The 25,118-nt window shown below is 64.1% G+C and carries 24 protein-coding genes and 1 pseudogene; 13 read left to right on the forward strand and 12 right to left on the reverse strand.

Features of this window, described 5'->3' with window-relative positions:
• Positions 1–136: 136 nt before the first annotated feature.
• Complete coding sequence (locus tag B133_RS0116295) at positions 137–2,029, forward strand: acyl-CoA dehydrogenase family protein (RefSeq protein ID WP_018602547.1); 1,893 nt, start codon at positions 137–139, stop codon at positions 2,027–2,029.
• A gap of 154 nt (positions 2,030–2,183) precedes the next feature.
• The gene (locus tag B133_RS22920; protein WP_232423310.1) at positions 2,184–2,546 is read left to right on the forward strand and encodes a hypothetical protein; all 363 of its coding nucleotides are present in this window, start codon (positions 2,184–2,186) and stop codon (positions 2,544–2,546) included.
• A 15-nt stretch (positions 2,547–2,561) separates the two neighbouring features.
• Here B133_RS22920 and B133_RS0116305 read toward each other — a convergent pair whose 3' ends face one another.
• Positions 2,562–4,016: an NAD-dependent succinate-semialdehyde dehydrogenase gene (locus tag B133_RS0116305; protein WP_018602549.1), complete on the reverse strand. Its 1,455-nt coding sequence runs from the start codon at positions 4,014–4,016 to the stop codon at positions 2,562–2,564.
• 166 nt (positions 4,017–4,182) lie between these two features.
• Between B133_RS0116305 and B133_RS0116310 the strand changes: the two genes are divergently transcribed.
• On the forward strand, positions 4,183–5,646 hold the full coding sequence (locus B133_RS0116310) for a PucR family transcriptional regulator (protein WP_018602550.1): 1,464 nt from the start codon (positions 4,183–4,185) through the stop codon (positions 5,644–5,646).
• Positions 5,647–5,673: 27 nt separating this feature from the next.
• Here the strand turns inward: B133_RS0116310 and B133_RS0116315 are convergent, their stop codons facing one another.
• Positions 5,674–8,607 (reverse strand): RND family transporter, encoded by a 2,934-nt coding sequence (locus B133_RS0116315; protein ID WP_026256511.1) that lies wholly within the window; start codon positions 8,605–8,607, stop codon positions 5,674–5,676.
• The gene (locus tag B133_RS0116320) at positions 8,604–9,041 is read right to left on the reverse strand and encodes an MmpS family transport accessory protein (protein ID WP_018602552.1); all 438 of its coding nucleotides are present in this window, start codon (positions 9,039–9,041) and stop codon (positions 8,604–8,606) included. Before B133_RS0116320 ends, B133_RS0116315 begins: the two co-directional genes overlap by 4 nt.
• Before the next feature lie 178 nt (positions 9,042–9,219).
• Here B133_RS0116320 and B133_RS0116325 point away from each other — a divergent pair, with 178 nt between their 5' ends.
• The 4 genes from B133_RS0116325 (at position 9,220) to B133_RS0116340 (ending at position 13,270) form a co-directional block, all read left to right on the forward strand.
• Entirely contained in the window at positions 9,220–9,855 is a 636-nt protein-coding gene (locus B133_RS0116325) for a sigma-70 family RNA polymerase sigma factor (protein WP_018602553.1), read from the forward strand.
• Between the two features lie 80 nt (positions 9,856–9,935).
• Positions 9,936–11,351 (forward strand): NCS2 family permease, encoded by a 1,416-nt coding sequence (locus B133_RS0116330; protein WP_018602555.1) that lies wholly within the window; start codon positions 9,936–9,938, stop codon positions 11,349–11,351.
• 61 nt (positions 11,352–11,412) lie between these two features.
• Positions 11,413–12,372: a DUF808 domain-containing protein gene (locus tag B133_RS0116335; RefSeq protein WP_018602557.1), complete on the forward strand. Its 960-nt coding sequence runs from the start codon at positions 11,413–11,415 to the stop codon at positions 12,370–12,372.
• 223 nt (positions 12,373–12,595) lie between these two features.
• Positions 12,596–13,270, forward strand: coding sequence for a Crp/Fnr family transcriptional regulator (locus B133_RS0116340; RefSeq protein WP_018602559.1), 675 nt, complete (start codon positions 12,596–12,598; stop codon positions 13,268–13,270).
• Positions 13,271–13,329: 59 nt separating this feature from the next.
• Here B133_RS0116340 and B133_RS0116345 read toward each other — a convergent pair whose 3' ends face one another.
• On the reverse strand, positions 13,330–14,193 hold the full coding sequence (locus tag B133_RS0116345) for a LysR family transcriptional regulator ArgP (protein ID WP_018602561.1): 864 nt from the start codon (positions 14,191–14,193) through the stop codon (positions 13,330–13,332).
• A gap of 116 nt (positions 14,194–14,309) precedes the next feature.
• Here B133_RS0116345 and B133_RS0116350 point away from each other — a divergent pair, with 116 nt between their 5' ends.
• From B133_RS0116350 to B133_RS22925, 3 genes are all read left to right on the forward strand, one after another.
• Positions 14,310–14,801: a MarR family winged helix-turn-helix transcriptional regulator gene (locus B133_RS0116350; protein ID WP_018602563.1), complete on the forward strand. Its 492-nt coding sequence runs from the start codon at positions 14,310–14,312 to the stop codon at positions 14,799–14,801.
• 14 nt (positions 14,802–14,815) lie between these two features.
• Positions 14,816–15,232 carry a DUF5313 domain-containing protein gene (locus B133_RS0116355; protein ID WP_018602565.1) on the forward strand — a complete coding sequence of 139 codons (417 nt, stop codon included), beginning with the start codon at positions 14,816–14,818 and terminating at the stop codon, positions 15,230–15,232.
• A 122-nt stretch (positions 15,233–15,354) separates the two neighbouring features.
• Positions 15,355–15,912 (forward strand): peptidoglycan recognition family protein, encoded by a 558-nt coding sequence (locus tag B133_RS22925; RefSeq protein WP_232423312.1) that lies wholly within the window; start codon positions 15,355–15,357, stop codon positions 15,910–15,912.
• Between the two features lie 36 nt (positions 15,913–15,948).
• Here the strand turns inward: B133_RS22925 and B133_RS0116365 are convergent, their stop codons facing one another.
• The 4 genes from B133_RS0116365 to B133_RS0116380 form a co-directional block, all read right to left on the reverse strand.
• Positions 15,949–16,833, reverse strand: coding sequence for a dihydrodipicolinate synthase family protein (locus B133_RS0116365; RefSeq protein ID WP_018602567.1), 885 nt, complete (start codon positions 16,831–16,833; stop codon positions 15,949–15,951).
• 31 nt (positions 16,834–16,864) lie between these two features.
• On the reverse strand, positions 16,865–17,656 hold the full coding sequence (locus tag B133_RS0116370) for an aldolase (RefSeq protein WP_081618241.1): 792 nt from the start codon (positions 17,654–17,656) through the stop codon (positions 16,865–16,867).
• 95 nt (positions 17,657–17,751) lie between these two features.
• A complete protein-coding gene (locus B133_RS0116375) occupies positions 17,752–18,285 on the reverse strand; it encodes a helix-turn-helix domain-containing protein (RefSeq protein ID WP_018602569.1) in 534 nt (177 codons plus the stop codon).
• A gap of 96 nt (positions 18,286–18,381) precedes the next feature.
• Complete coding sequence (locus tag B133_RS0116380) at positions 18,382–19,398, reverse strand: GTP-binding protein (protein WP_018602570.1); 1,017 nt, start codon at positions 19,396–19,398, stop codon at positions 18,382–18,384.
• 86 nt (positions 19,399–19,484) lie between these two features.
• Here B133_RS0116380 and ykgO point away from each other — a divergent pair, with 86 nt between their 5' ends.
• On the forward strand, positions 19,485–19,607 hold the full coding sequence (gene ykgO / locus B133_RS0116385) for a type B 50S ribosomal protein L36 (protein ID WP_026256513.1): 123 nt from the start codon (positions 19,485–19,487) through the stop codon (positions 19,605–19,607).
• Positions 19,608–19,861: 254 nt separating this feature from the next.
• On the opposite strand, the gene B133_RS0116390 is transcribed toward ykgO, so the two are convergent.
• From B133_RS0116390 to B133_RS0116400, 3 genes are all read right to left on the reverse strand, one after another.
• A complete protein-coding gene (locus B133_RS0116390) occupies positions 19,862–20,749 on the reverse strand; it encodes a fructose bisphosphate aldolase (protein WP_018602572.1) in 888 nt (295 codons plus the stop codon).
• A gap of 687 nt (positions 20,750–21,436) precedes the next feature.
• Positions 21,437–22,219 carry a hypothetical protein gene (locus B133_RS0116395; protein WP_018602573.1) on the reverse strand — a complete coding sequence of 261 codons (783 nt, stop codon included), beginning with the start codon at positions 22,217–22,219 and terminating at the stop codon, positions 21,437–21,439.
• Positions 22,220–22,292: 73 nt separating this feature from the next.
• The gene (locus tag B133_RS0116400; RefSeq protein ID WP_018602574.1) at positions 22,293–23,072 is read right to left on the reverse strand and encodes an SDR family oxidoreductase; all 780 of its coding nucleotides are present in this window, start codon (positions 23,070–23,072) and stop codon (positions 22,293–22,295) included.
• A 320-nt stretch (positions 23,073–23,392) separates the two neighbouring features.
• Between B133_RS0116400 and B133_RS0116405 the strand changes: the two genes are divergently transcribed.
• Together B133_RS0116405 and B133_RS0116410 are read left to right on the forward strand one after the other, a co-directional pair.
• Positions 23,393–24,058: an SDR family oxidoreductase gene (locus B133_RS0116405; protein ID WP_018602575.1), complete on the forward strand. Its 666-nt coding sequence runs from the start codon at positions 23,393–23,395 to the stop codon at positions 24,056–24,058.
• Positions 24,059–24,071: 13 nt separating this feature from the next.
• A pseudogene (locus tag B133_RS0116410) lies at positions 24,072–24,344 on the forward strand (undecaprenyl-diphosphate phosphatase); the annotation flags it as partial.
• A 54-nt stretch (positions 24,345–24,398) separates the two neighbouring features.
• Here the strand turns inward: B133_RS0116410 and B133_RS0116415 are convergent.
• On the reverse strand, positions 24,399–25,100 hold the full coding sequence (locus B133_RS0116415; RefSeq protein WP_051088059.1) for a M24 family metallopeptidase: 702 nt from the start codon (positions 25,098–25,100) through the stop codon (positions 24,399–24,401).
• Between the last annotated feature and the right edge of the window lie 18 nt (positions 25,101–25,118).

The following is a 25,118-nucleotide window of genomic DNA, read 5'->3' on the forward strand; positions in this document are numbered from 1 at the left end:
GCAGAGATCCTCTGTTGCACGCCGCCGGTTTCCGTTTTGGCACGATCGGTGGGCTACGCATGAACCGCGCAGATTTCGGGTATTCGCGGGGCTGGGGAGTTACCGTCGAGTAAGGCCCAACGTATGGAGGCCGGCGATGACCGTCAGCGATGAAGTCAACGAACGCCAAGCCAGGCAGGTCGCCGAGCAGGCGCGTGAGGCGCAATGGCACCAGCCCAGTTTTGGCAAAGAGTTGTTCCTGGGCAGACTGCGGTTGGACCTCGTGTATCCGCATCCTCGTGGCCCAGCAGAGACGACGCAGCGCGGCGAGGCATTCTTGACCACGTTGCGCGAGTTCTGTGAAACACAGATCGATGCCGCGGTGATCGAACGCGACGCGCAGATCCCAGACAGTGTGATCCGAGGTTTGAAGGAACTCGGCGCGTTCGGCATGAAGATCGGTACCGAGTACGGCGGGCTCGGGCTGTCACAGGTGTACTACAACAAGGCACTCGCCCTCGTCGGCTCGGTCCATCCTTCATTGGGCGCACTGCTTTCGGCGCACCAGTCGATCGGCGTGCCGCAGCCGGTCGCTATGTTCGGCACCGAAGAGCAGAAACGCGCGTGGCTGCCGCGATGCACGCGGGAGATCAGCGCATTCCTACTCACCGAACCCGATGTGGGAAGCGACCCGGCCCGGCTGCACGCCACCGCCACTCCCGACGGCGACGATTACGTGCTCAACGGCGTCAAACTGTGGACCACCAACGGTGTCATCGCCGATCTGCTGGTGGTGATGGCCCAGGCGCCCAGGAGCGAGGGACATCCCGGCGGTATCACGGCATTCGTCGTCGAAGCCGATACGCCCGGGATCGTGGTGGCGAACCGCAACAAGTTCATGGGATTACGCGGAATCGAGAACGGTCTGACTCGGCTGACCGACGTCCGGGTGCCTGCCGCCAACCGCATCGGACGCGAAGGGGAAGGGCTGCGGATCGCGTTGTCCACGCTCAACATCGGGCGCCTGTCGTTGCCTGCCGTATGTACCGGAACGGCGAAATGGTGTCTGAAGATCGCGCGGGAATGGTCGAAGGAACGCGTGCAGTGGGGTCGGCCGGTCGGTGAGCACGATGCGGTGGCCGGCAAAATCGCATTCATCGCGGCCACAGCCTACGGAATGGAGGCCATGGTTGAACTCGCCAGCGAACTGGCCGACGCAGGCCGCACCGACATTCGGATCGAGGCCGCGCTGGCCAAGCTCTATAGCTCGGAGATGACGTGGCTGATCGCTGACGAATTGGTGCAGATCCGGGGTGGACGCGGGTTCGAGACGGCCGAGTCGCTGGCCGCCCGCGGTGAGCGCGGCGTACCCGCCGAGCAGATCTTGCGCGACATGCGGATCAACCGGATCTTCGAAGGATCGACCGAGATCATGCATCTGATGCTCGCCCGTGAGGCCGTCGATGCCCACCTGTCGGTGGCCGGCGACATCATCGACCCGGAGGCCGATCTGCGGGACAAGGCACGGGCGGCCGCGCAGGCCGGAAAATTCTATGCCCGCTGGCTACCTACCCTCGTGACCGGCAAGGGCCAGTTGCCCGCGTCGTATCCCGAATTCGGGCCACTGGCCGAACATCTGCGCTATGTCGAACGGGCCAGCCGAAAATTGGCGCGCAGTACCTTCTACGCGATGTCGCGATGGCAGGGCAGGCTTGAGCACAAGCAACGGTTCCTGGGCCGGATCGTCGACATCGGCGCGGAATTGTTCGCGATCACCGCGGCCTGTGTCCGGGCCCAGAGCAACGAGGCGGAGGACGGTGCTGCCGACCTTGCCGACGCGTTCAGCCGCCAGGCCCGGATCCGAGCCGAGCGGCTGTTCGACCAGCTGTGGGACAACAGCGACGACTCCGACCGGTCGCTGGCCCGAGATGTGCTCGCCGGCCGATACACCTGGCTCGAGCGCGGGATCATCGACCCGTCCATCGAGGGACCGTGGATCGCTCAGGAAGGCGGTGCAGTGGGAGAAGACGTGCACCGGAACGTCCGCTGAACGAACTGCCCGAAGATGCTCTACAAGGCCATGCCCGCAGGGCTAAACTTGGCAAATTATGGCGTCGGCGAACGCGCATGGCGGTGAATGGGGATATCGGCCCCATCCGGCGCATATGCGGGATCGTGCTCTGAGCCGCCGCCAAGCACGACTGATGAGTCGGCGATTCTCCGATGTCGGTGTCGGCATCGCTGCGGCTCGCCTGCGTGAGATCGCCACCGGCGCACCGGTCTCCGACGCTGAACTGACCGACGTCGAGTTCGCCGCTTACGCAAGCGAGTTCAAACACGACGAACTACTGGCGAAATACGGACGCGCCAAGCGTGAGTGCATCAGAGCACTCCTGGTCGTCGCGATAACCCTCGTCGTCCTGGGGTTCCTGCTAGCTGCGGCCGTCTGCGTGTTGAGCGTGACATTGCACACCACGCCTTTCAACACCGGTCAGATGTGGCAGCCGGTCATCCCTCCCTTATTTGAACCGCCTTTTGAATCGCCCGGCGAACTCCCGTTGTCATAGGACGAAACGCGCCACTCAGTCGAACGCCACGCTGAAGTACTGCGTCTCCTGGAACTCGTGCAGGCCCTCGCGGGCACCTTCGCGTCCCAGCCCGCTCTGCTTCGTCCCGCCGAACGGCGCCGACGGATCCGACACGATGCCCCGGTTGATACCGACCATGCCCGCGTCGATGGACTCGGCCAGTCGCAGGGCCTCCTGCAGGCGGCCCGCGTAAACATAGGCGGCCAAACCGTATTCGGTGTCGTTCACCCAGCGCAGCAGCTCGTCCCGATCCTCCCACACCACCACGGGCGCGACGGGGCCGAAGATCTCGTCGGTCAGGATCTCGGCATCGGGGGCGACCCCGGTCAGCAGGGTCGGCGCGACGTACCAGCCGTCGGCCGGAGCCTGTGCCTGCGCGGCGATCGTTGCGCCTTCGCTGACTGCGGCCTCGATCGCGGCACTCACCCGCGCGGCAGCTCGGGCGTTCACCAGCGGGCCGACCTGCGAGCTCGGGTCCGCGGCCGGGCCGACCCGCAGCGCGGCGATCTCGGCGCCGAAACGGGCGACGAACTCGTCCACCACAGCGGCGTGCACATAGAACCGGTTGGCCGCGGTGCAGGCCTGCCCGCCACCGCGGAACTTCGCGATCATCGCACCCTGCACGGCAGCCTCGATGTCAGCGTCGGCGGTCACCACGAATGCAGCGTTACCGCCGAGTTCCATGCTGGCGTTGACAATTCGATCCGCCGCCTGCTTGAGCAGCAAGCGGCCGACACCGGTGGAGCCGGTGAACGAGATCTTGCGGACCCGCGCATCGGCCATCCAGTCCGCTACCACGGACCCGGAGGCGGTGCTGGGCACCACGTTGACGACGCCATCGGGAACGCCCGCATCGGACAGGATCCTCGCGATTGCCAAGGCGGTCAGCGGAGTTTCCGAGGCCGGCTTGAGCACCACGGTGCAACCTGCGGCCAGCGCCGGAGCGATCTTGCGGGTCGCCATTGCGGCCGGAAAGTTCCACGGCGTCACCAGTGCAGCCACCCCGACCGGCTTGTGCGTCACCAGGGTGCGCGCACCACCGGCGGGGCTGACCCCGTAAGCACCGTCGGCCCGCACCGCCTCCTCGCTGAACCAGCGGAAGAATTCGGCGGCGTACAAAACCTCCGCCCGGGCGTCTGACTGCGGCTTGCCGTTCTCGGCACAGATCAGCGCGACCAGGCGGTCGGTATCGGCGACCATCAGATCGTATGCGCAGCGCAGTATTTCACTGCGCTTGCGCGGTCCCAGAGCAGCCCAAGCGCCGAACGCCCGGTGGGCGGCGTCGACTGCTGCCTGCGCGTCGGCCACCGTGCCGTTGGAAACGTCGGCAATGACGGATCCGGTGGCCGGGTCGTACACCTCGAAGGTCGTCGCCGCACCCTGCCCCCGGCCGTCGATAAGAATGCCATGCTTGGCGTCGAGTTCGGCAATGGCTTTCTGGTAGTTCACGATTGGCCCCCTAAGGGTAGAGCCCACGCACCTACGCGACCGGTCACACGCTCCTCCTTGAAAGGCCACCGAGCAGTACTTCTGACACAGGCTAGGGAGACCTCGGTCACAGCGGCACGTCCAGACAGCACAATTTCAAATCCTCCGCTTGTGCAAAACTGTCATCATGGTCACCGTTGGCGAGGTCCTGCAGTCCGAGGCGCTTGGACTGCACGCGATCCATGTCCCACGGGCCGATGCCGACGTCCGCTGGGTGGCGACCAGCGAACTCGCCGATCCGGCTCCCTTTCTGGAAGGTGGGGAGATCCTGCTCACCACGGGCCTGGAAACTAGCCGCTGGCGCACCGAATGGGATGGCTACGTGCAGCGACTGGTGGAGGCCCGGATCGCGGCTATCGGCATGGCGGCCGGGTTGACCTACACCAAGACACCGGCCAGGCTGATCAACGCCTGCCGCACCCACGGGGTGAACCTGTTCGAAGTGCCGCGACGCACGGCGTTCGTCGCGATCAGCCGGCACATCGCGCAGCTGCTCGAAGAGCAGGAGTCCACAGCCGCGCGCGAAGCCCTAGCGGCCCAGCAACAGCTGATCTCCGCTGCGGCCAAACCCGACCCGACGACTGCGGTCGTCACGGCCCTGGCCCAAGCTGTCAACGGCGCGGTGTGCCTGATGGCTCCAGACGGCCGGGTGGTGACGGGTCCGGTGGGGCCGCGACGCGACGACTTTCCGCTCGACGAGGTTGAGGAGGACGTCCGTCGGCTCCAAACGCATGGCAGGCATTCGGCGGCGGTTCAGTCCGGGCCCGGTCAGTCAGTGTCGATCTACCCCATCGGGTTGCGCGGCAGGCCGTCGACGTATCTGGCCGCCATGGGTCCGATGCGGCTGTCCGACGGTCAACGCCACGCGGTCACCACTGCGGTGGCGGTCCTGGGCCTCGTCGACGAACAGGACCGCAGCCGCGCCAGGACCCGGCACCACCTGCGCAGCCGGGCCGTCGAGCTTGTCGTCGGAAATGACTCCAGGACAGCACAATTGGTTCTCGAGGTGGACTGGTCAGCGTCTGTGCTGCCGGAGCGGGTCAGGATCTTGCGCGCGACGGGTCCGGAGCACGAGACGGACGACGCGATATCAGCGCTGGAACGACGCGGCATTCTGGTCGGCATGGTCGCCGGCGAGCTCTGCGCAGTACTGGCCCCCAAACAAGACCGGACCGCCGCCGACCGCTTAGCCCAAACCGGGCATCTCGTCGGCATCGGGCACGAGGCGCCGCTGGGCGACGCCGCGGCCGGATACCGCACGGCGGGTATGGCTCTGGCGCAGGCCACCCCGACCGCGCGGCTGGTGAACTGGGACCGGATCATCAGCGACGGTCCGCTCGGTTTGATCGATCCCGTGCGCGCCGCAGCGTTCGCCGAATCATGGTTGAGCGACCTGGATTCCGAACAGGCCGAAACACTGCGTTGCTTCCTTCGCCACCACGGGTCCCGGCTCAAGGTCGCCGAGGAGCTCGGCCTGCATCGCAATACCGTACGTAACCGACTCGAAGCCATCGAGGCAGCGCTACCGGGAAAGCTCGACGATCCGCAGACCCGGGTCAGCGCCTGGATCGCGTTACAGGTCAGCCCTTGAGACAGTCGAGCTGACCTGCTGGCGCGACTACGCCTGGGCGGGCAACGACACCGTGTCGTCGTCCCTGCCGTGAGTCTCCGAAGCACGCGGCTGATATTTGTGGTTGTGGTAGTCACCGCGGGGATAGACCACCTGCGGCCACCAGAACCACCGGCCCAGCAGCGTTGCGATCGACGGCATCAACAGTGAGCGCACCACCAACGTATCGAGCAGCAGGCCAATCGCGATGGTCGACCCCATCTGGGCCAACACCACCAGCTGACTGCCCATCATCGCCGCCATCGTTGCGGCGAACACGAGACCTGCCGACGTCACCACACCGCCGGTGCCGGCCATGGAACGAATGATGCCGGTCTTGAGGCCGGCGTGGATCTCGTCCTTGAACCTGGACACCAGCAGCAGGTTGTAGTCCGACCCCACCGCCAGCAGGATGATCACCGACATCAGCATGACCAACCAGTGCACGTGGATACCGAAAAGGTCCTGCCACAACAACACTGAGATACCGAACGACGCCGCGATCGAGCTGGCCGCTGTGCCGACGATCGTCAACGCGGCCACCGCGCTGCGCGTCAGGATCAGCATGATCATGAAGATCAGGGTCAGCGCAGACACCACCGCGATCATCAGGTCGTAGCGGGCGCCGTCGCTCATGTCCTTATAGGTGGCTGCCACACCGCCCAGATAGATCTTGGCGTCGGACAGCGAGGACATCTTCAGACCCTCCTGCGCGGCGGTCCGCTCCGCGTCGACCCGCGCAATGCCCTCCGGCGTCGCGGGATCGCTCTGGTGGGTGATGAACATCCGGGCAGACTTGCCGTCCGGGGACAGGAACATCTTGAGACCGCGCTCGAAGTCGGGGTTCGTGAATGCCTCGGGCGGCAGGTAGAACAGGTCGTCGTTCTTGGCGTCATCGAAGCTCTGCCCCATCGCCAGGGCGGTGTCGTTCATCGCCTGCATCTGGTCGAGCAGCGCCTTCTGCGAGTTGTACGACGCCAGCGACATGTCCCTGCTGGCCTTCATCGTCGCAATCGTCTGCGGAAGCAGTTCTGTCAGTTTCGGTGCGAGGCCGGCAAGTTCGTCGGTATTGACTTGCACCGATGCCGTCTTGTCGGTCAGTTCGTCGAGCCCGTCGAGGGAGTCGAAGATCGACCTCGCCGCGGCGCACATGGGGATGTCGAAGCAGTGCGGTTCCCAGTAGAAGTAGTTGCGCAGCGGCCGGAACTGGTCATCGAAGTTCGCGATGTTGTCGCGCAGTTTTTCGGTGACAGCGAGTAGATCCCGCGACTTGGCCGCCGAGTCCTGCGTGAGCTTGGTTTGTTCCAGCGAGAGTTGGTACTGCTTCTCCATGATGGCGATCGAGTCGTTGGTCGCGTCGATCATCCTGAGTTGGTCGGCCAACTGCTGGCGCTGGAATGGCAGGTTCAGATTCTGCGTCTGACCCTGGATCGCGGTCTGGAACGGAATCGAGCTGTGCTGGATGGGAATACCCAGCGGCCGAGTGATGCTCTGCACCATCGCGATCCCGTGGGTGCGCAACACGTTCTTGGCCACGCGGTCGAGCACCAGCATGTCGGCCGGATTGCGCATGTCGTGGTCGGCCTCGACCATCAGGATGTCGGGGTTCATCCGGGCCTGGGTGAAATGCCGGTCGGCCGCAGCGAATCCGACGTTGACCGGGGCGTCGGTGGGCAGATACCAACGGTCGTTGTAGGCCGGCTTGTAGCCGGGAACGGCGACCAGACCGATCAGCACGACGAACGCACTGGCCACCAGGATGGGAGCGGGCCACCGAACCACAGCGGTCCCCACCTTGCGCCAGAACCGGCCTTTGGGAGGCTTTTTCGCTTCGTACAGCCCGACCAGGGTGCCCAGGAACAGCACCGCCGGCCCCATGGTGACGGCCGACGCCACCACGACGACCATGCCGATCGCGACGGGCTCACCCATGGTGGCGAAGTACGGCAATCGCGCGAAGCTGAGGCAGTACGTCGCTCCGGCGATCGTCAGGCCGGAACCGATGATGACGGGTGACACCGATTTGAACGTCGTGTAGTAAGCGTCTTCGCGTTCTTCACCGGCACTGCGGGCCTCGCGGTAGCGGCCGAACAGGAAGATGCCGTAGTCGGTCGCCGCCGCAATCGCGAGCATCGTCAGGATGTTGCCGGCGAAGGTGGTCAACCCGAACACGTCGTGCGTGGCGAGCACCGACACCACGCCACGGGCTGTCAGCAAGCCGACGCCGGTCAGCAGCAGCTGCACGAGGGTGGTGCGGATCGACCGGTAGACGATGAGCAGCATTCCCGCGATCGCCACGAGTGTGTACAGGGTGATCTGACCGAGGCTGGCGTTACCGATGACATGGAGATCGTCGGTCAGGGCCGCCGGCCCGGCGACGTAGGCCTGCACCCCCGGCGGGGCCGGAGTGTCTTTGATGACCTCCCGGACCAGGTCCACGCCCTGGTTGGCCAGAGTCTGGCCCTGCTCACCGGCCAGGTTGAGCATCACATACGAGGCCTTGCCGTCGGCGCTCTGCGCTCCGGCAGCCGTCAGCGTGTCACCCCAGAAGTCCTGGATGTGCTGGATGTGGTCGGGATGCTCCCGAAGCTTGCGGATGATGTCGTCGTAATACCGATGCGCCTCGGGACCGAGTGGGCCCTGCCCCTCCACGACGATCATCACCGTGCTGTTGGAGTTGAACTCCTGGAAGTTCGCGCCCATGCGTTTCATCGCGATCATCGACGGCGCATCGGCCGGCGCCATGGGCGCCGAGTGCTCCTCGCCGACGACTTCCAGTTGCGGCGCGATCACATTGACCACGACCGCGAACGCGACCCAGAACAGGATGATCGGCACCGCTAGGACGCGCATGGCGTGGGCGAAGTAGGGCCGGTGACCGCGGGCGTTCTTGGCGTGCGCGGGCTGAGCGGGTTCGGCGGGCACTGTGTCTGTATCTGTCATGCGGACTTCACCAGGCAATAGGTCTGGGCATTGATGCCATCGGCAGACTGCTCTTCACGAACGGTTCCGTTCACGGTGACGCGACAGCCGATCTGGTCGCTGTCGCTGCGGGCCATGAGGTTGGCACTGACCGTCGGAAGAGTCGTCGAGAGTGTGACCGACCACGGCAGGGGCGTGTTGACCTGATGGATGTTCGCGTCCGGGTCGAAATAGCTGATCTGTGCCGTGGTGCCCGGTGGGCCGTACACGTCGTACACCAAAATCTTCGGGTTGAACTGAACGATCTCGATGCCCGCGCCGGCATTGGCGTTGAGGTCTTCGGAGCCGAACATGCGGTGCAGACGGGACACCACCAGACCTGAGATCGCCAATACGACGATCAGAACCAGAGGTATCCACAGCACCTTGAATGCTCGTGCGATTCGTCTCGCCATCACCCATACCTCCCGACATCACCCGAACTGTGCGAATGCTTAGCGAATTAGTTCGAATAACTATGTACAGCGGGGAGAAACCTTACACCCAACTTCCGTCGTCCGCCCCATCAAACCCTCCCGATTCCGGCGGGACACCGCCGTCCGCCGGCGGTGTACCATTATGCATAGAACGTCTATGCATCCCGGAGGCGACGTGCCAAATTGCGATGTAGCGTCGGCGAGTAGGCCGACATTCGATGACGCGGGGACTGCCGCCCGGTTCGCCGCCGAAGCACTACCGCACCTCGACCAGATACGCCGCGGCGCATACCGTTTGACTGCGAGCAAGTACGACGCCGAGGATCTGGTCCAGGAGACACTGCTCAAGGCCTACAGCGGTTTTCACACCTATCAGCCGGACACCAACATGCGCGCCTGGCTTTTCCGCATCATGCAGAACACGTGGACATCCGCTTATTACGCCCGCCAGCGACGCCCCAATGAGCTGCTGTGCGAGGGATTGTCCGATTGGCAGCTACTCGACGAACGCATCTTCACACCGGTCGGGCTGCGCGCGGCCGAGATCGAGGCAATGACCATGTCGTACGACGACGAGATCATTCGTGCACTCAAGGCCATACCGTTGCAGAATCGGATGGCGGTGTACTTCGCCGATATCGAGGGATACCAGTACCGCGAAATCGCCGCCATGATGGGTACGCCTATCGGCACCGTCATGTCACGCCTGGCCCGTGGCCGCAGCCGCCTACGTGCCCTCCTCAGTGAGTGCCGACGGCGCACGCAAAGCGGTGAAACAGAACAGCCCGCCTAGGCTGCCATACCGCGGTCGGGGGTTCGGTAGTCGTCGCAATGCTGAGCGCGTTGCGGCCGCCGACCCTAGGGTCATCAGCTATGAATCGACTGGATCGCTTCTTCGAAGTCTCGGCGCGTGGCTCCACCATCCCAGCCGAGATACGTGGTGGCGTCGTCACGTTCATCGCGATGGCCTACATCATCGTGTTGAACCCGGTCATCCTGTCGAGCGCTCAGGACGTGGCAGGCAACAAGCTGACGTTCGCGCAAGTATCGGCGACGACATCGCTGGCCGCTGGTGTCATGACGATCCTGTTCGGCGTCATCGCGCGGATGCCGTTCGCGTTCGCAGCAGGGCTCGGCATCAACTCCTTCCTGGCGACCACCGTCGTCGGGTCGGTCACCTGGCCAGAGGCGATGGGTCTCGTCGTCATCAACGGTCTCGTGATCGTGCTCTTAGCGGCCACCGGTCTGCGCCGCCTGGTGTTCGACGCCGTGCCGATGCAGCTCAAACTGGCGATCACTGCGGGCATCGGGTTATTCATCCTGTTCATCGGTCTCGTCGACGCCGGCTTCGTGGGTTCCACGGGCCGGCCGTCACCGCCGGTCGGTCTGGGTATCGGCGGCACCGGTTCGATCAACACCGTGCCGACCGTGGTCTTCGTGTTCACCCTGCTGGTCACCGGCATCCTGGTGGCCCGCCGGGTACGCGGCGGCATCCTCATCGGTCTTGCCACGGGCACCGTGGTCGCGATCATCGTCGAAGCGATCTGGCATCTCGGCTCGGCGACCGAGCATCCCGGCGGCTGGGGCCTGTCGGTGCCTTCGCTGTCCGGTTCCCCGTTCGCATTGCCCGACATGTCCCTGGTCGGTGCGTTCAGCCTCGGCAGCTTCGGCCGGATCGGCGCGCTGGCCGCCATCATGCTGGTGTTCACGCTGGTGTTCGCCAACTTCTTCGACGCCATGGGCACCATGACCGGCCTGTCCCGGGAGGCCGGCCTGTCCGACGCGCAGGGCACCTTCCCGCGGCTGCGGTCCGCGTTGATCGTCGAGGGGGCGGGCGCCGTCGTCGGTGGCGCCTCCTCGGCCTCGTCGAACACCGTGTTCATCGAATCCGGTGCAGGTATCGAGGAGGGAGCCCGCACCGGGCTGGCCAACCTCGTCACGGGCACCCTGTTCCTGGCCGCCATGTTCGTCTCACCGCTGGCCTCGATCGTGCCCACGGAAGTCGCCGCCGCGGCGCTGGTGATCGTGGGCGCGATGATGGTGTCGCACCTACGCCACATCGACATTTCAGAGTTCTCGATCGCGCTGCCCGTCGTACTCACGGTGGCGACCATGGCGTTCAGCTACTCGATCGCCAATGGCATCGGCGTCGGTTTCGTCGCGTGGGCGGTGCTGCGGTCGGCCGCGGGCAAGGCCCGTGAGATCAGCCCGCTGTTGTGGATCGTCGCGGCCGGCTTCGTCCTGTACTTCGCGCGGGGCTGGATCGAATCGCTCATCGGCATGCACTGACAGGTAATCTTCAGGGTCATGGGGATGCGCCGATGAGCCGCTTGCGCGAAGAGCGAAAACCGTGAGCGCCGGCCTATTCGGTTTGCTCGACGACATTGCGGCGCTGGCGCGTCTCGCCGCGGCTTCGATCGACGACGTCGGTGCCGCGACCGGCAAGGCGACCGCCAAGGCCGCCGGTGTGGTGATCGACGACACCGCGGTGACGCCACAGTACGTGCACGGCATCACTGCCGACCGCGAACTACCGGTCATCAAGCGCATCGCGATCGGCTCTTTGCGCAACAAGATCGTGTTCATCCTGCCCGTGGCACTGCTGCTGAGCCAGTTTGCACCGTGGTTGCTGACACCGATCCTGATGCTGGGTGCGACCTACCTCTGCTTCGAGGGTGCCGAAAAGGTCTGGGGCTACGCCACAAAGCACGGGGCCGATGGGCACCACGACACGCCGGCCGGGGCCGTCGGTGGGGACGCCGAACGCTACATGGTGACCGGTGCGATACGCACCGATCTCATCCTGTCCGCCGAGATCATGGTCATCGCGCTCAACGAGGTGGCCCACCAACCGTTTTTCCCCCGGCTGATCATCCTGATCATCGTCGCGCTGGTGATCACCGCCGCGGTGTACGGCGTGGTCGCCGGCATCGTGAAGATGGATGACATCGGACTGATTCTGACACAACGTAATTCGCGTTTCGCCAAGTGGATGGGCCGCGGCCTGGTTGCCGGGATGCCCAAACTGCTCACCGCCCTGTCTGCCATCGGCACGATCGCGATGCTGTGGGTCGGTGGTCACATCCTGCTCGCCGGAACCAATACCCTTGGCTGGCACGGCCCTTACGGTCTGGTGCACCATGCCGAGGAATTCGTGCGTCATGCCCTGTCGAATGCGGCAGGCTTGGGCGGTCTGGCAGCCTGGCTGGTCAATACCACCGTATCGGCCGTCATCGGCTTGGTGGTCGGCGCGATCGTGGTCGCGATCGTTCACGTGCTGCCCTTCGGCAAGAAGAACAGCCACGCCTGACGCAAAATCGACTGTCGAACTGGCAATCTCACGCACCTCGACGACACCGAACGTGTTCAACCCGCAGCAGCCACACCCGTCACAGCAGCATCGCGAAGTCTTTGGCAAGTGCCCCACGAGACGCGTCAGCTAAAGTGGTACCCGTCACGTTGGGCAAATCGGCGCTCTCGGTAGGGTCCGAAATCGACGGTGGCGTCTGAAGCGTTTATCCGAAGGGAGCGGCATGGACGAGATCCTGGCCCGTGCCGGCATCTTCCGGGGTCTACAGCCCGGCGCCGTGGCGGCACTGAAACATCAGCTCGAGCCTGTGTCGTTCCCGCGCGGCCGCACGATCTTCGTCGAAGGCGAGCCCGGCGACACGCTGTACATCATCATCTCGGGCAAAGTGAAGATCGGCCGCAGGACCGCGGACGGCCGCGAAAACCTGATCACGTTGATGGGCCCGTCGGATATGTTCGGTGAGCTCGCCATCTTCGACCCGGGTCCACGCACCTCCACCGTCACCGCCCTCACCGAAGTGTCGACCGTGTCGATGAACCACTCGGCACTCCGGCCGTGGATCACCGAAGAGCCCGAGATCGCCGAACAGCTGCTGCGGGTACTGGCCCGCCGACTGCGTCGCACCAACGACAATCTGTGCGACCTCATCTTCACCGACGTGCCGGGTCGGGTTGCCAAGCAGTTGCTCTATCTCGCACAGCGGTTCGGAAGCCGCGAAGGTAACTCGCTGCGGGTCAACCACGAACTGACCCAGGAAGAAATCGCCCAGCTCGTCGGCTCGTCCCGTGAGACGGTCAACAAGGCGCTCGCCGATTTCACCCAACGCGGCTGGATTCGCGTGCAGAGCAAAAGCATTCTGATCGACAACCCCGAGCGGCTGGCGTTACGCGCCAAGTAGGTCGCGTCAGCGCCGACGACCGGTTCACCGGGCCGCCGGTCAGGCTGATCGTGCTACCGCTACCGGCGCGCGCGTAAGCTCGCCGCAGCCGAACGGACGGTGTCGGTGATGGTCGAGACCATCACGCTGTCCAGCTTCCAGCACTGCCAGTACAGCGGAACGTCGAGGTACTGGGGAGCGATCGGGACCCAGGAATCCTCGACGAGCTCCTCGGGGTACATGCCCCACCCCAACCCGGCGCGCACGGCCGCGCCGAATCCCTCTGCGGTAGGGATGAAGTGGGTAGGGCGGGCGATGTCTTTGCGGAACACCTTGCGTACCAAGCTGTCTTGCAACGCGTCGTCGCGGTTCCACGCCAGTGACGGCGCCTGCGCGGCGGCCGCCGCGGTGAATCCGTCGGGCAGGTACCGGTCAACGTAACCGGCAGTGGACACGGGCACGTACCGCATGGCACCGAGCGGGTACACGCGGCAGCCCGGCACCGGCCGGCGCTCGGTGGTCACCACGCCCATCACGACGCCTTCACGCAACAGTTGGGCCGAGTGGTCCTGGTCCCCGATGCGGATGTCGAACAGCACGCCGGGCAGTCGCGCCAGCACTGCGGTGAACCAGGTCGCCATCGAATCGGCATTGACCGCCAGCGCAATCCGGGTCCACGGGGCGGCATCACCACCCATCTCCGCCAGTGCCTCGGACTCCAGTAGCGCTGTCTGTGCAGCGAGCCTCAGGAGGGGAACTCCGGCCGTCGTTGCGACGCAAGGCTTGTCCCGGACCACCAGAACCTGCCCCACCCGTTGCTCCAGGGCTTTGATCCGTTGGCTCACGGCTGACGGAGTGACATGCAGCCTGGCCGCGGCGGCGTCGAAACTGCCCGACTCGATCACGGCGGCCAGTGCGGCGAGTTGCTGGCCGTCGATACGCATGTTCGAAGCTAACCACGGGCGCCACCGCCTTGGGCTCGGTGGCGGGCGGTCACCTGTTCGAGAAAGTGACGTACGAGATATTGATAGTGCCCTAACTATTAGGGTACTTTTCAATCATGCCCGCACAGACCTCGGTGGAAGTCGATCCACTCGCCCTCGAACGGCAGGTCTGTTTCGCACTGGCCATCAGCAACCGGGCCGTGCAGGCCGTCTACCGCCCGCTGCTGGAACCGCTGGGCATCACCCACCCGCAGTACCTGGTGATGCTGGCACTGTGGGATCACCACCGGTCGGCTGTCGGCGGCCTGCCACCGCTGTCCGTCAAGCAGATCGCCGCGGCGTTACAGCTCGAATCCGCGACACTGTCACCGATGCTCAAGCGGCTCGAGACGCTGGGCTTGATCACCCGTACCCGCAGCACGGGTGACGAACGCTCGACCGACATCGGTCTGACCGACGCTGGGATCGCCCTGCGCGACCGGGCTTTGGAGATCCCGCCGGCCGTCGTCGCTCGATTGGGCGTCGACATGGCCGAGCTGGAGGAGCTGCACCGGGTACTCACCCGGATCAACGCCGCGGCACTGGCTGCCAACGCACTTACCATCTGACCCGAGGAGTCGTCATGGCGAAAGATCGCCCCAATCCGATCCAGTACCTGACCTACGCGTACGGCCGGCGCCTACCCGATTCGATGCGCGAGTGGGTGGCGCACGACTTGGCCGACTACGGCGCGGTACGTCGTCACCTGATCCGGATGGCGATCCCGCCGCTGTTGGTCTTGGCGCCCCTGTGGCTGCTGCCGGCATCGCTGTACGTCCACACCGAGATGACGGTGCCGATCTACATCTGGTCACTGTTGATGGCGCTGGCGCTGAACAAGGTGTGGCGCCGCCACCGGCTGGCTCAGCACAATCTTGATCCCAACCTGGTCGACGAGATCAAGTACAAGAAGGAAGCCCACATTCACGAGGACTACATCCGGCGCTTCGGACCTCGGCCGGAATCGGCCAAGTTCCAGGCGAACAGCAGCCCGTTCTGAATCGACGCCAGCAAAAACAGGTACCGCACTACTCAGGCCTCCCATGCGGCCGAGCCGTGAGCATGAATCCATCGCGCACCCATGCTCGATCTCGCAGCCAGGCAGCGTTCCGGGGAGGATCTGTGGCCATCGATGATTTGGGTTGGCTTGCGGACGTCCTGCGGGCCGACGGGCTGACCGTGACCGAGATCGACGGATGGCGCCGACGTGGCCACGGATACATCGACGACGTATGGGGCGTGGTGTGCCACCACACGGGGGACGACACCGTCGCCCCCGGCGCAGTTGCCGACGGTACCGCCGACCTACCAGGACCGTTGTCGCACATACTCGTTGGCCGCGACGGCTCCGTCACTGTCATCGCCGCCGGCATCTCCTACCACGCGGGCCACGGGTCGTACCCGGACCTTCCGGACAACAAGGCCAACGCACGCACCATCGGTGTCCACGCTGTCAGCGAAGGCAAGAAGCCCTATCCGCTGGAGCAGTACCTGGCTTATGTGCAGTGCTGCGCGGCGATCGTCGGCAGGATCGGGCAGCCCGCGTCGCATGTGATCGGACACAAGGAATGGGACCCGACCAAACACGACCCGTCGCTGAGCATGGACCAGCTCAGGGCCGATATCGCAGACCGGCTGCCCGACCGCACCCGGGACCGCGATCGGTACGGATGCCGGTGACAACTGCGCATCCGGCCGGCATCGTAGGCAGTTGAGTCAGGCGGTCTTCAGCAGCCGGCCAAGCTCGGATCGGCCGGCGTCGTCGAGCGGCAGCAGTGGCAGCCGTGGCACCCCCACACCCCGGCCCAGCAGGTCGAGACCACCCTTGACGGTGGTCGGCAGACCGCCCGCCACGATGAACTCCAGGAACGACTTGAGTTCGGTGTAGATGGCCTCGGCCTTCGTCCAGTCACCGGCCTGCGCCGCGGCATACAGGTCCAGGCACGGCTGCGGCAGCAGATTGGGTGCGGCCGTGCACCAGCCCCTGGCGCCCACCTTGAAAGCCTTGAGGATCATGGGGTTACTGCCGTTGTAGAACGGCAACCGGCCGTCGGTGAGTTCGGCCATGCGCTCCATGCGGGTGATGTCGCCGGTGGATTCCTTGACCATCGCGACGTTGTCGATCTCGTTGAACATCCGCACGAGCAATTCGGGGCTCATGTCGATGCCACTGGTCGCGGGGTTGTTGTAAACCATGATCGGGATGTCGATCGCGGCGCCGACGTTGGCGTAGTGCTGGACGATCTCGCGTTCGGAGAGCTTCCAATAGGAGATCGGCAGGATCATCACGGCGTCGGCCCCGGCCTCCTGAGCGTACTGCGCGCGGCGAATTGTGTTGGCCGTGGTGAGATCGGACGCGCCGATGATGACCGGCACCTGGCCGGCAACCACATCGATCGTAATGTCGACGACTGTGTCGAACTCAGACTCGGTGAGATACGCGGATTCACCCGTGCTGCCGAGCGGGACGATGCCGTGCGCGCCGGTGTCCACCAATCGATCGACCAGTGCGGCGAGCCTGCCGGTGTCAACCTCGTCGTCGGCGGTGAACGGCGTGACCGGATACGCCAGGATTCCATGAATATCTTTGTCTTTTACCATGTTTCAGATTCCTCAGTGGTGATTGGACGGATCAGCTGGTCAGGGCGTCGGGATGACGCACCAGGGCACGTCGCGCGTAGTAAGCGAAGTTGGCCTGGCTGCGCTTGGGCCGCAGAGTCCAGTCGTGGGCCTCACGGGCCAGCCTCGGGGGCAATTCGGCGATGGTGCCCGCCGCCATCGCGGCCAGTTGCAGTTTGGCCGCGCGTTCGATCAGCATCGCCAGCGAGCACGCCTCTTCGACGCTGGCGCCGGCGACCACGTGGCCGTGGTGTGCGAGCAGGATGGCCTTCTTGTCACCCAGTGCGGCACTGATGATCTCGCCCTCCTCGTTGCCCACAGGAACGCCGGGCCAGTCGGGCAGAAACGCGCAGTCGTCGTACAGCGGCGCCATGTCCATCTGCGAAACCTGCAGCGGCACTTCGAGCATCGACAGCGCCGCGACGTGGAACGGATGGGTGTGCACGATGCACTCGACGTCCGGGCGGGCCCGATAAATCCATGAGTGGAATCGATTGGCGGGGTTGGCCATACCTTGTCCGTCCAGGACGTTGAGGTCCTCGTCCACGAGCAGCAGGTTGGCATCGGTGATTTCGTCGAATCCGAGTCCGAGCTGTTGGGTGTAGTAGGTTCCCGGCTTCTCGGCCCGTGCCGTGATCTGTCCGGCCAGGCCCGAGTCATGGCCGGCGTCGAACAGCGCCCGGCAGGTCAACGCCAGCTTCTGGCGCGTTGTCAGCGGGGAATCCTGCACGTGGCTCGACAGTGCGTCCAGCGCACGCTGCATCAACACCTGTTTCGAATCACCAAAGGTTGTAGTGACAGTCATCTCCCATGCCTTTCCGAGGACTATTTGACACAATTAGGACGATAGGACACTTTGTGTCCTATCGTCAATAGTGTGTTGCGTAGCCCGGCGGCCGGTCAGCTCTGTCGGGAGCGGCCGAAGTCGGCCTGGGCGACCACGAACACCTCACTACGCGCCGAACCTCGCTGACGGAGCTGGTGCGGGTGCGCGGCGTCGAAGTATGCGCAGTCGCCGGTATCCAGCATGATGACCTGGTCGGCGTAGCGCAGCTCCACCGATCCCGCGTGGACGAACACCATCTCCTGGCCGACATGAGCCGGGTGCGGATGCTCACTGAACTCACGGGTGGGATGAACAATGAAGGGCGACATCGCCTTTCCGAGCATGCCGGCTGCGACAGCGTGGTAGCGGCCGGCTGGACGGTCCACCGCCCGGTCCACCGACAACGTCCCCACCTCGGGATCTTCGGAAAACAATTGCGCCACGTCGACGTCGAGGACACGGGCCACCTTGATCGCCACGGCAATCGACGGCGTGGAACGCTGTCGTTCGATCTTCGACAGGTAGCTCTTGGTCAGCCCGGTCGCCTCAGCCAGTTCCTCAAGCGTCATGCCCCGTTGCTGACGCACTGAGCGCAGCAGAGCACTCATCGCACCTCCTGCATTCCTGTCACCGCCAGCCGAGTTTACCGAATCGCCGATCAGACACCAGGTGTCGTCGACGAAGCGGAAGTTTTCACGGGGAACTCAGTCGGCACGCTCCGACGCGATGCTCCAGGGCGGGAACGGATCAGCGAACCGTAGCCACGATTTTGGGCCTCCCTGGAACTCCTCGTCGGTCAGCATCGCATCGTCCAGTGCGGCACATAGGCCGTCAACGTCCAGATCCAGTCCGATGAACGCCAATTCCTGCCCGATCGCCAGCATCTCTTCGTCAACACCGAGGGTCCCGTCGACTGCAAGGGGAGCCAGCACGACCATGCGGCCGACGTGATCCCACTGCGCGACAACGTTGGGCCGGCTCGCAAGTCGGCAGAATCCCACTGAGCGGATCACCTTCCCGAAGCAGCCTGATTCGATGGTGTAGAGCAGTCGCTCCATTCGGAACGGGTGCAGGGGACGCAAGTGCTCATAGCGCAGCGCGCTCACTCGCGTGTCGGTCATACGGGGATCGAAGTCGCCGTTGACGAGACGCACCCACCCCGGGCGGTCTTGGCCTGAGGTGTAGGGGGAGCTTGTCGGCGGAAACGTGAGATCGTCACCGTGCAGGCTCAGGTGCGCCTGCGGGCCGAGGTGACTGATAAGCGCCATCAAAGCCGATAGTTGCCCGGTGGGAAGCGATGTCCAGTTGACAAGCACCACGGCAGACGCGTATTCGATCTGCCGGGCGATCAGTAGAGCAGCGGCGGTTACGTTGTGTCTGTTCACTGGTGACGTCACCACGTAGTCATCCCGATCAAGGTCATCGAGTAAGTGAACGGCGTCTACGACACAGACGATGGCCACCAGACGAATGGGAACGTCACCTGCTGCGACCGCGCCAATCAGCCCCAGGACATCGGTATCGGCGGGGAACTCCACCACCGTGCCAGCGGCGCACTGGCGCCACCTGAGCAGGTCGATCGCCTCGCTGATCGGATCAGAATCGCCAAGATCGGGGACGGTGAGGAAACTCCGATTGGACATGACGGCCAATCCCTTGGCGTGACGCAGGCGCTCCGGTCCGCATGCCCCGACCACTGCGACCATGTCCACGACGTCCACCAGTGCCTGTCCTCCCCCGCTGTTTTCGCAGCCCGCTTGGGTTTCGTATTATGATAATGATAATCGTTATCAATAGGGAGGTCAGTGTGAAGGTCAGAGCGTCCATCAAGTCGCTGAAGAACCAGCCTGGGTCACAGGTGGTAAAGCGCAAGGGCAGGGTCTACGTGATCAACAAGCTCAACCCCCGTTTCAAAGGGCGCCAAGGCTGACTTGGCCGATTCTCGATGAGGCACTATGGCCGTCGCGTCCGCGATGACTGCCGCACCACTAGCCACTGACACGAACGCCGGCAGCGACGAATGGTGCGGCACCTCTTGAAGATCCGGAGCCGACGAGCAGCAATGTCACGTCTGGAATGCAGCGCGTCCGGCGACGGCCGCCACGGTGCTGTTCATCCGGCACTGGTTCACGGCGCCAGACCGCGAGCGGCGTCTCCTTTTGCTCTTTCCGTATCAGCCATCCGTCATGCAATCGAGGCTTGGTAGATGGACTCGATTGACGCGTTGAGTGTTTCGTTGAACTCACCGTCGCTTTGATGCGCGGTGAGTCCGTCGAGTAGCACCCGGCTGAAGCTGGCAATCAATCCGGGGTTTCGACGCAATCGGTCGTTGGCGTCATCGCGACTGTATCCGCCCGAAAGCGCCACTACCCGTGCAACATTCGGGTGAGAAATGAGATCGTCGTAGAAGCCGTCAACCGTCGGGATGGTCACTTTGATACCGACCTTCGCGCTGCCCAACGACGAAAGCTTCGCTAGGAGTTCGGACTTCAACAATTCTTCAGCCGACGCCTTGTTGGGCGTGTGGATATCGACCTCCGGTTCCAGGATCGGTACCAGGTCGGCGGCAAGCACGCGTTCGCCCAGCTCGAACTGCTGCGCAACAACCGACGCTATGCCTTCGGGATCGGCAGCGTGGATCACGGATCGCTCCTTGGTGCCGAACACACCCTGGTTACGTGCCCGGACCAGCAGATCGTCAAGGCCCGGAATCGCCTTCATCAACTGGACGCCGGATCGCTCTGCCTCCAGCCCCTTGTCGATCTTGAGGAACGGGACGATGCCCTTGACCTCCCCCAAATAGGCGGCGGGAGCCTTGCCGTCGATCGGGCGGTCGAGCGTGCCTTCGAACAGGATCGCACCGAGTACCCGGTCTCGGTTGAAAGCGGGGCTGGTGATGATGCGGGCGCGGGCCTGGTGGATGAGGTCGAACATCTCCGCCTCCGACGAGTAGCCGGATTCGTCGATACCATAGTCACGCAACGCCTTCGGGCTGCTACCACCACTTTGATCGAGAGCAGCAACGAACCCTTTTCCCTGCTCGAAGCGACGTATCTGCTGCGGATCAGGCATCAAACCTCCTTGGGGACTGTGAGCGCAATTACGCTGCCAGCACCAGCTTACTGATAATGATTTTCAATAAGTGTAGCGGTAGTCGACCCCGCAACGATTGGATTCCATGAAGACCTTCGCGCGCACCCGGTCCACTGTCGGCGCATGACCGTCGGCGTGGCCCGACCCCTGGTCTGTTCACAGCGATCTCGCGGCACGCACTATTCGCACACTTACCTAGGCGACCTACTTTCGGAACTTGTAGCAGGCTCACGCAAGGAAGGAAAGTTGCGCCATGAAGTCAACACTGCCGATGGTGGCACTGGGTGTAGTGGCCGCAGGCATCACGTTCGCCGGAACGCTGGTGCACCCGGCGCCCGCCTCCGCCGCCGGCCCTGCCGCGAATATCGGTAATTGGAGCCAGGATTGGCCCCACCACGGCTGGTATCACCCCGAGTGGGGGGCCGGATGGAACAACGGATACCCCGCGCCCGGCTGGATACCTCCTGCCGGTTGGTATCCGCCAACCGACTGGACCCCACCGGCCGGTTGGTATCCGCCACCCGGTTGGGCACCGCCCCGTGACTGGGTGGGGCCTTGCGCTGGACCACTTTTCGATCTATTCCATCCACTACGCTGCGCGTGATACCGACGCGTACGTCGCGGCGCGGCGCTCATCACCGCGCCGCGGCGTCTCACCGACTGTCATCATCTGGTTGTTAGGTTGAAGGACGGTTGGGCGGCGATCCAGGTTTCGCCCTCGGCTGCCGCACGCCCCAATGCGCCGTATTCGCCCAGATAGTCCGCAACCGCGCCGATCCACGGCACCATGCCGAAGTATCGGAAAACCTTGCGCGGGCGCGGCCGTTTGCCGAGTTCGTCGCCGACAGCATTCAGGATGCCGGCGAGGTGCCAGAGTTTACCGAGCAACGGTACGTCCGGCGATTCGGTCGAAGAGTCATCTGAACCCGTTGCGGTGGAATCGTCGTCGATCTCACGTGAGCACAACACCGACGCCAACAGCCGCACCTGCGTCGACCGGTCGGTGATCCCGTACTCCCGCGCGACGGCACACAGCACCAGAGCCTGGCTGGCGAATCCGAACAGATCCTGAATGGGCAGCCGATCGGCGAAAATCCCGAACGCCCCGGGAAACGCGACCAGAACAGTGTCGATCGCACCGACCCTGCGCACCCACCAGTGAATCCGGGCCGCGCGGTCCTTGCGTTCCCAGGAGCGGGTGCCCGGCACGTCGGCGCAGTCGAGCATCTTGGCGGCGAGATCGAGCACGACGTCAGCGCACCCACTGCCGGCCCCGGCATTTTCGCTCCTCGCGTGCGCACCGAGATCGTGGGTGCGGCGCCGCAATCCGAGCGGATCGGCTTCCGACAGCACGTCGAGGATGACGTCGGCCACGTCCACAGCCCGCCGCAGTGCATCTACGACCTCGGCGTCGGACAACTGCGCTTTGGGCAACACGGAAAGTCCCATACCGCTATTTTTACGGGTCAACCCGCGCCGTGTCTCGCCAGCACACTCCGGTCAAGTCCAGCTCACCGCCATCTCAACCCTGGCTGCCCTGCCGCCGGAACGGCGCAGCGTCACCAAAGCGTTGACCACCGTCGATGACGAACGTCTCCCCGGTCACCCAACCCGCCGAGTCGGACACCAAGAACGCGATGGCCGAAGCGACGTCCTCCGGTTCGCCTATGCGCCCCAACGCGGTGACCAAATTCAGTTGGCCCTCATACTCTTTCCACAACGCCTCGGCTAGCTTGGTACGCACCACACCCGGGGCCACCGCGTTGACCCGCACCGTGGGTGAGAGCTCCAGTGCCAGCTGTTTGGTGAGGTGAATGAGCGCCGCCTTCGATGCGTTGTACAGGCCCAGGTTCGGCTCGAATCCCATACCGCCGATGGACGCGGTGTTGACGACGGAACCACCGTGCTCACCCATCCAGGCCCGGGTGGCCAACGAAGTCCATAGGATCGGCGCCCACAGGTTGACCTCGAAGGTTTTGACGAACCGGGTGTGGTCCTGGTCGATGAGCGGACCGAAAGACGGGTTGGTGCCGGCATTGTTGACCAGAATATCGATGCTGCCGAATCGTTCCAACGTCAGGTCGATGCACCGCGCGGCGGCCTGTTCGTCGACAGCGTGCGCGGCGACACCCAGAGCGTTGCCGTCCACTTTCGCCGCCGCAGCGTCGGCGGAGTCCTGTCTTCTCGAGGTCAGGACCACATTGCCGCCGGCGGCGGCAATCGCTTGTGCCGCAGCCAGACCGATACCACGGGAGCCGCCGGTGATGATCGCGGTGCGGCCGGTGAGATCCAATCCGCTCATGCCGATGCCCCGGACCGGTACTGACGAGCGCGGTCGGAAACATCGAACAGTGACATGAGAACTCCTGAATTCGTCGTCAACCGGCGTCCACGCCAGCGTATGACCTACACGGTGATGACGGGTTCTCCTACCGGGCCGGCTGCGAAACCGAGTCCGGCCAACACGGATCAGGCACAGCATCGCCCACACCTAGACCTTATCGTGACCTTAGTCATCTCTTATTTTTCTTAATCTCGGTGTACGGTTGCCCTATCCGGTTGTCGTGGCGGGCGAGCGCACTCGTACGTTTCAGCCCCCACTATCAGCGAAAGGAACCGAATATGCAGAGCCAACGGATCGCTCTGGTGACCGGTGCATCGCGAGGCATCGGAGCCGAAATCGCACTCCAGCTCGCGCATCCTGACATCCATGTGGTGGTGAACTACCGATCCAATACGGACCGAGCGGACTACGTCGCGGACGCCATCCGCTGCGCCGGTGGGCACGCCTCAACTGCCGCGGCCGACATCTTCGACGAAGCAGCCGTCGCTGCGATGATCGACGACATCGGAAACCGCTTCGGACAACTCGACATGCTGGTGCTCAACGCATCGGGCCGGCTGCAGCACTGCACCGAGCCGGGCACCGCCATGCACCTCAACCGCGACGCGCAGCGACGTCTAGCGCGATTGGCCCTGCCCCTGATCCCCGCTGGAGGCCGCATCGTCTTCGTCACCAACCACCAGGCACACTTCTATCCCCACAAGGCAGTGCCGAAGGGTTACACAACCGTCGCCGCCGGCATGCGGGCCGGAGAGACCACTCTGCACGCGATGCGCAGGGAATTCGACCGACACGGGATCAACTTCACCGTGGTGTCAGGCGAGATCATCTACGGAACCACCATCGACTTCGCCGCAGCAGTCGCCGACGCCGCGACTTCGCCCGGCCACCCCAGCATCGTCTACGTCAACGGATCCGATCACCTCATGCACCAACCCGCCTAGCCAGGTCTCACCGCTCTTCCGCACGACACTCGGAAAGCCCGTACCGGCCGATGTCCGTATCAGTCGGATTCCCCTCGCTCGCGGTGTGGTGATCGGCTCCGCGCAGGTGCTGGCACTGCCACCTGGGATCAGCCGGTCGGGCGTGACGATGGCTGCCGGTCTCCTTCGCGGCTTGTCACACGAGGACGCCACGCGGTTCTCGTTTCTGCTCGCGACACCCGTGATCCTGGCCGCGGGCGTGTTGAAGATCCCCGAACTGTTCGGCCCTCAGGGCGCCGGCATCGGCAGCCTTCCCTGGCTCACAGTGAGATAGCGAGCCGTCGGATCGGCGGGTTTCGCGTCACGGCAAGTCGAGTAGCTCTTCGTAGAATCCACCGTAGCGGCGCTCGCGGTCGACGAGATGCACCTCGAGGATCCAATGACACTGGTTGCCGGCGCGGTCTTTTCGCCGCATCGGACGAGTCGAGCCGGGTGCGATGTAGGACTCGATGTCTTCGCCGTCGATCTTTTCGTGAGGAAACTCGCCAACCAGATGGCCGGCGATGATTCCGCCGAAGTCCCAGCCGACGTCGCGACTCATGGCAACGACGAAGTCGTACAGTTCCTCGCCGGTGACGTCGGGTTTCCCGTGGAAGAAGTCGCGGCCGGCCACCCAGACTTGAGGCAACCGGTCGAGCAATTCCAGCTTGCGAGGATCGCCGCCGAGCACGTACGTTCGGCCGAAATCGGCCTCCCACTCTTCGAATATCGGTCCGAAATCGAGGAAGACCACGTCGTCCTCCGACAAATGACGATCAGGCGGGCTGCCCCGGAAAGTCTCCAATGTGTTGATCCCCGAACGGACAATGCGCTTGTGCCAATGTCGGGTTATGCCGAACATCTCGGCCGCCAAGTCCCGAATCTCGTCGGACAGGGTCCGCTCACCGACACCGGCACGCACCAAACCTCGATCGGTGATCTCATCGAACAGCTTCGCCGCCATCCCCTGAGCCTCAATAAGTTTCTCGGCTCGGTGAGCCTCGTCCATGCTCGGTCGATCCATTGCTCGATGCTATCCCGG

It is taken from the genome of Mycobacterium sp. 155, assembly GCF_000373905.1.
Classification (GTDB): Bacteria; Actinomycetota; Actinomycetes; order Mycobacteriales; family Mycobacteriaceae; genus Mycobacterium.

Coding starts and splice junctions, on each gene's coding strand:
- B133_RS0116295 (WP_018602547.1), top strand. CDS start 137: ATGACCGTCAGCGATGAAGTCAACGAACGCCAAGCCAGGCAGGTCGCC.
- B133_RS22920 (WP_232423310.1), top strand. CDS start 2,184: ATGAGTCGGCGATTCTCCGATGTCGGTGTCGGCATCGCTGCGGCTCGC.
- B133_RS0116310 (WP_018602550.1), top strand. CDS start 4,183: ATGGTCACCGTTGGCGAGGTCCTGCAGTCCGAGGCGCTTGGACTGCAC.
- B133_RS0116315 (WP_026256511.1), bottom strand. CDS start 8,607: ATGACAGATACAGACACAGTGCCCGCCGAACCCGCTCAGCCCGCGCAC.
- B133_RS0116320 (WP_018602552.1), bottom strand. CDS start 9,041: ATGGCGAGACGAATCGCACGAGCATTCAAGGTGCTGTGGATACCTCTG.
- B133_RS0116325 (WP_018602553.1), top strand. CDS start 9,220: ATGCATCCCGGAGGCGACGTGCCAAATTGCGATGTAGCGTCGGCGAGT.
- B133_RS0116330 (WP_018602555.1), top strand. CDS start 9,936: ATGAATCGACTGGATCGCTTCTTCGAAGTCTCGGCGCGTGGCTCCACC.
- B133_RS0116340 (WP_018602559.1), top strand. CDS start 12,596: ATGGACGAGATCCTGGCCCGTGCCGGCATCTTCCGGGGTCTACAGCCC.
- B133_RS0116345 (WP_018602561.1), bottom strand. CDS start 14,193: ATGCGTATCGACGGCCAGCAACTCGCCGCACTGGCCGCCGTGATCGAG.
- B133_RS0116350 (WP_018602563.1), top strand. CDS start 14,310: ATGCCCGCACAGACCTCGGTGGAAGTCGATCCACTCGCCCTCGAACGG.
- B133_RS0116355 (WP_018602565.1), top strand. CDS start 14,816: ATGGCGAAAGATCGCCCCAATCCGATCCAGTACCTGACCTACGCGTAC.
- B133_RS0116365 (WP_018602567.1), bottom strand. CDS start 16,833: ATGGTAAAAGACAAAGATATTCATGGAATCCTGGCGTATCCGGTCACG.
- B133_RS0116370 (WP_081618241.1), bottom strand. CDS start 17,656: ATGACTGTCACTACAACCTTTGGTGATTCGAAACAGGTGTTGATGCAG.
- B133_RS0116375 (WP_018602569.1), bottom strand. CDS start 18,285: ATGAGTGCTCTGCTGCGCTCAGTGCGTCAGCAACGGGGCATGACGCTT.
- B133_RS0116390 (WP_018602572.1), bottom strand. CDS start 20,749: ATGCCTGATCCGCAGCAGATACGTCGCTTCGAGCAGGGAAAAGGGTTC.
- B133_RS0116395 (WP_018602573.1), bottom strand. CDS start 22,219: ATGGGACTTTCCGTGTTGCCCAAAGCGCAGTTGTCCGACGCCGAGGTC.
- B133_RS0116400 (WP_018602574.1), bottom strand. CDS start 23,072: ATGAGCGGATTGGATCTCACCGGCCGCACCGCGATCATCACCGGCGGC.
- B133_RS0116405 (WP_018602575.1), top strand. CDS start 23,393: ATGCAGAGCCAACGGATCGCTCTGGTGACCGGTGCATCGCGAGGCATC.
- B133_RS0116415 (WP_051088059.1), bottom strand. CDS start 25,100: ATGGATCGACCGAGCATGGACGAGGCTCACCGAGCCGAGAAACTTATT.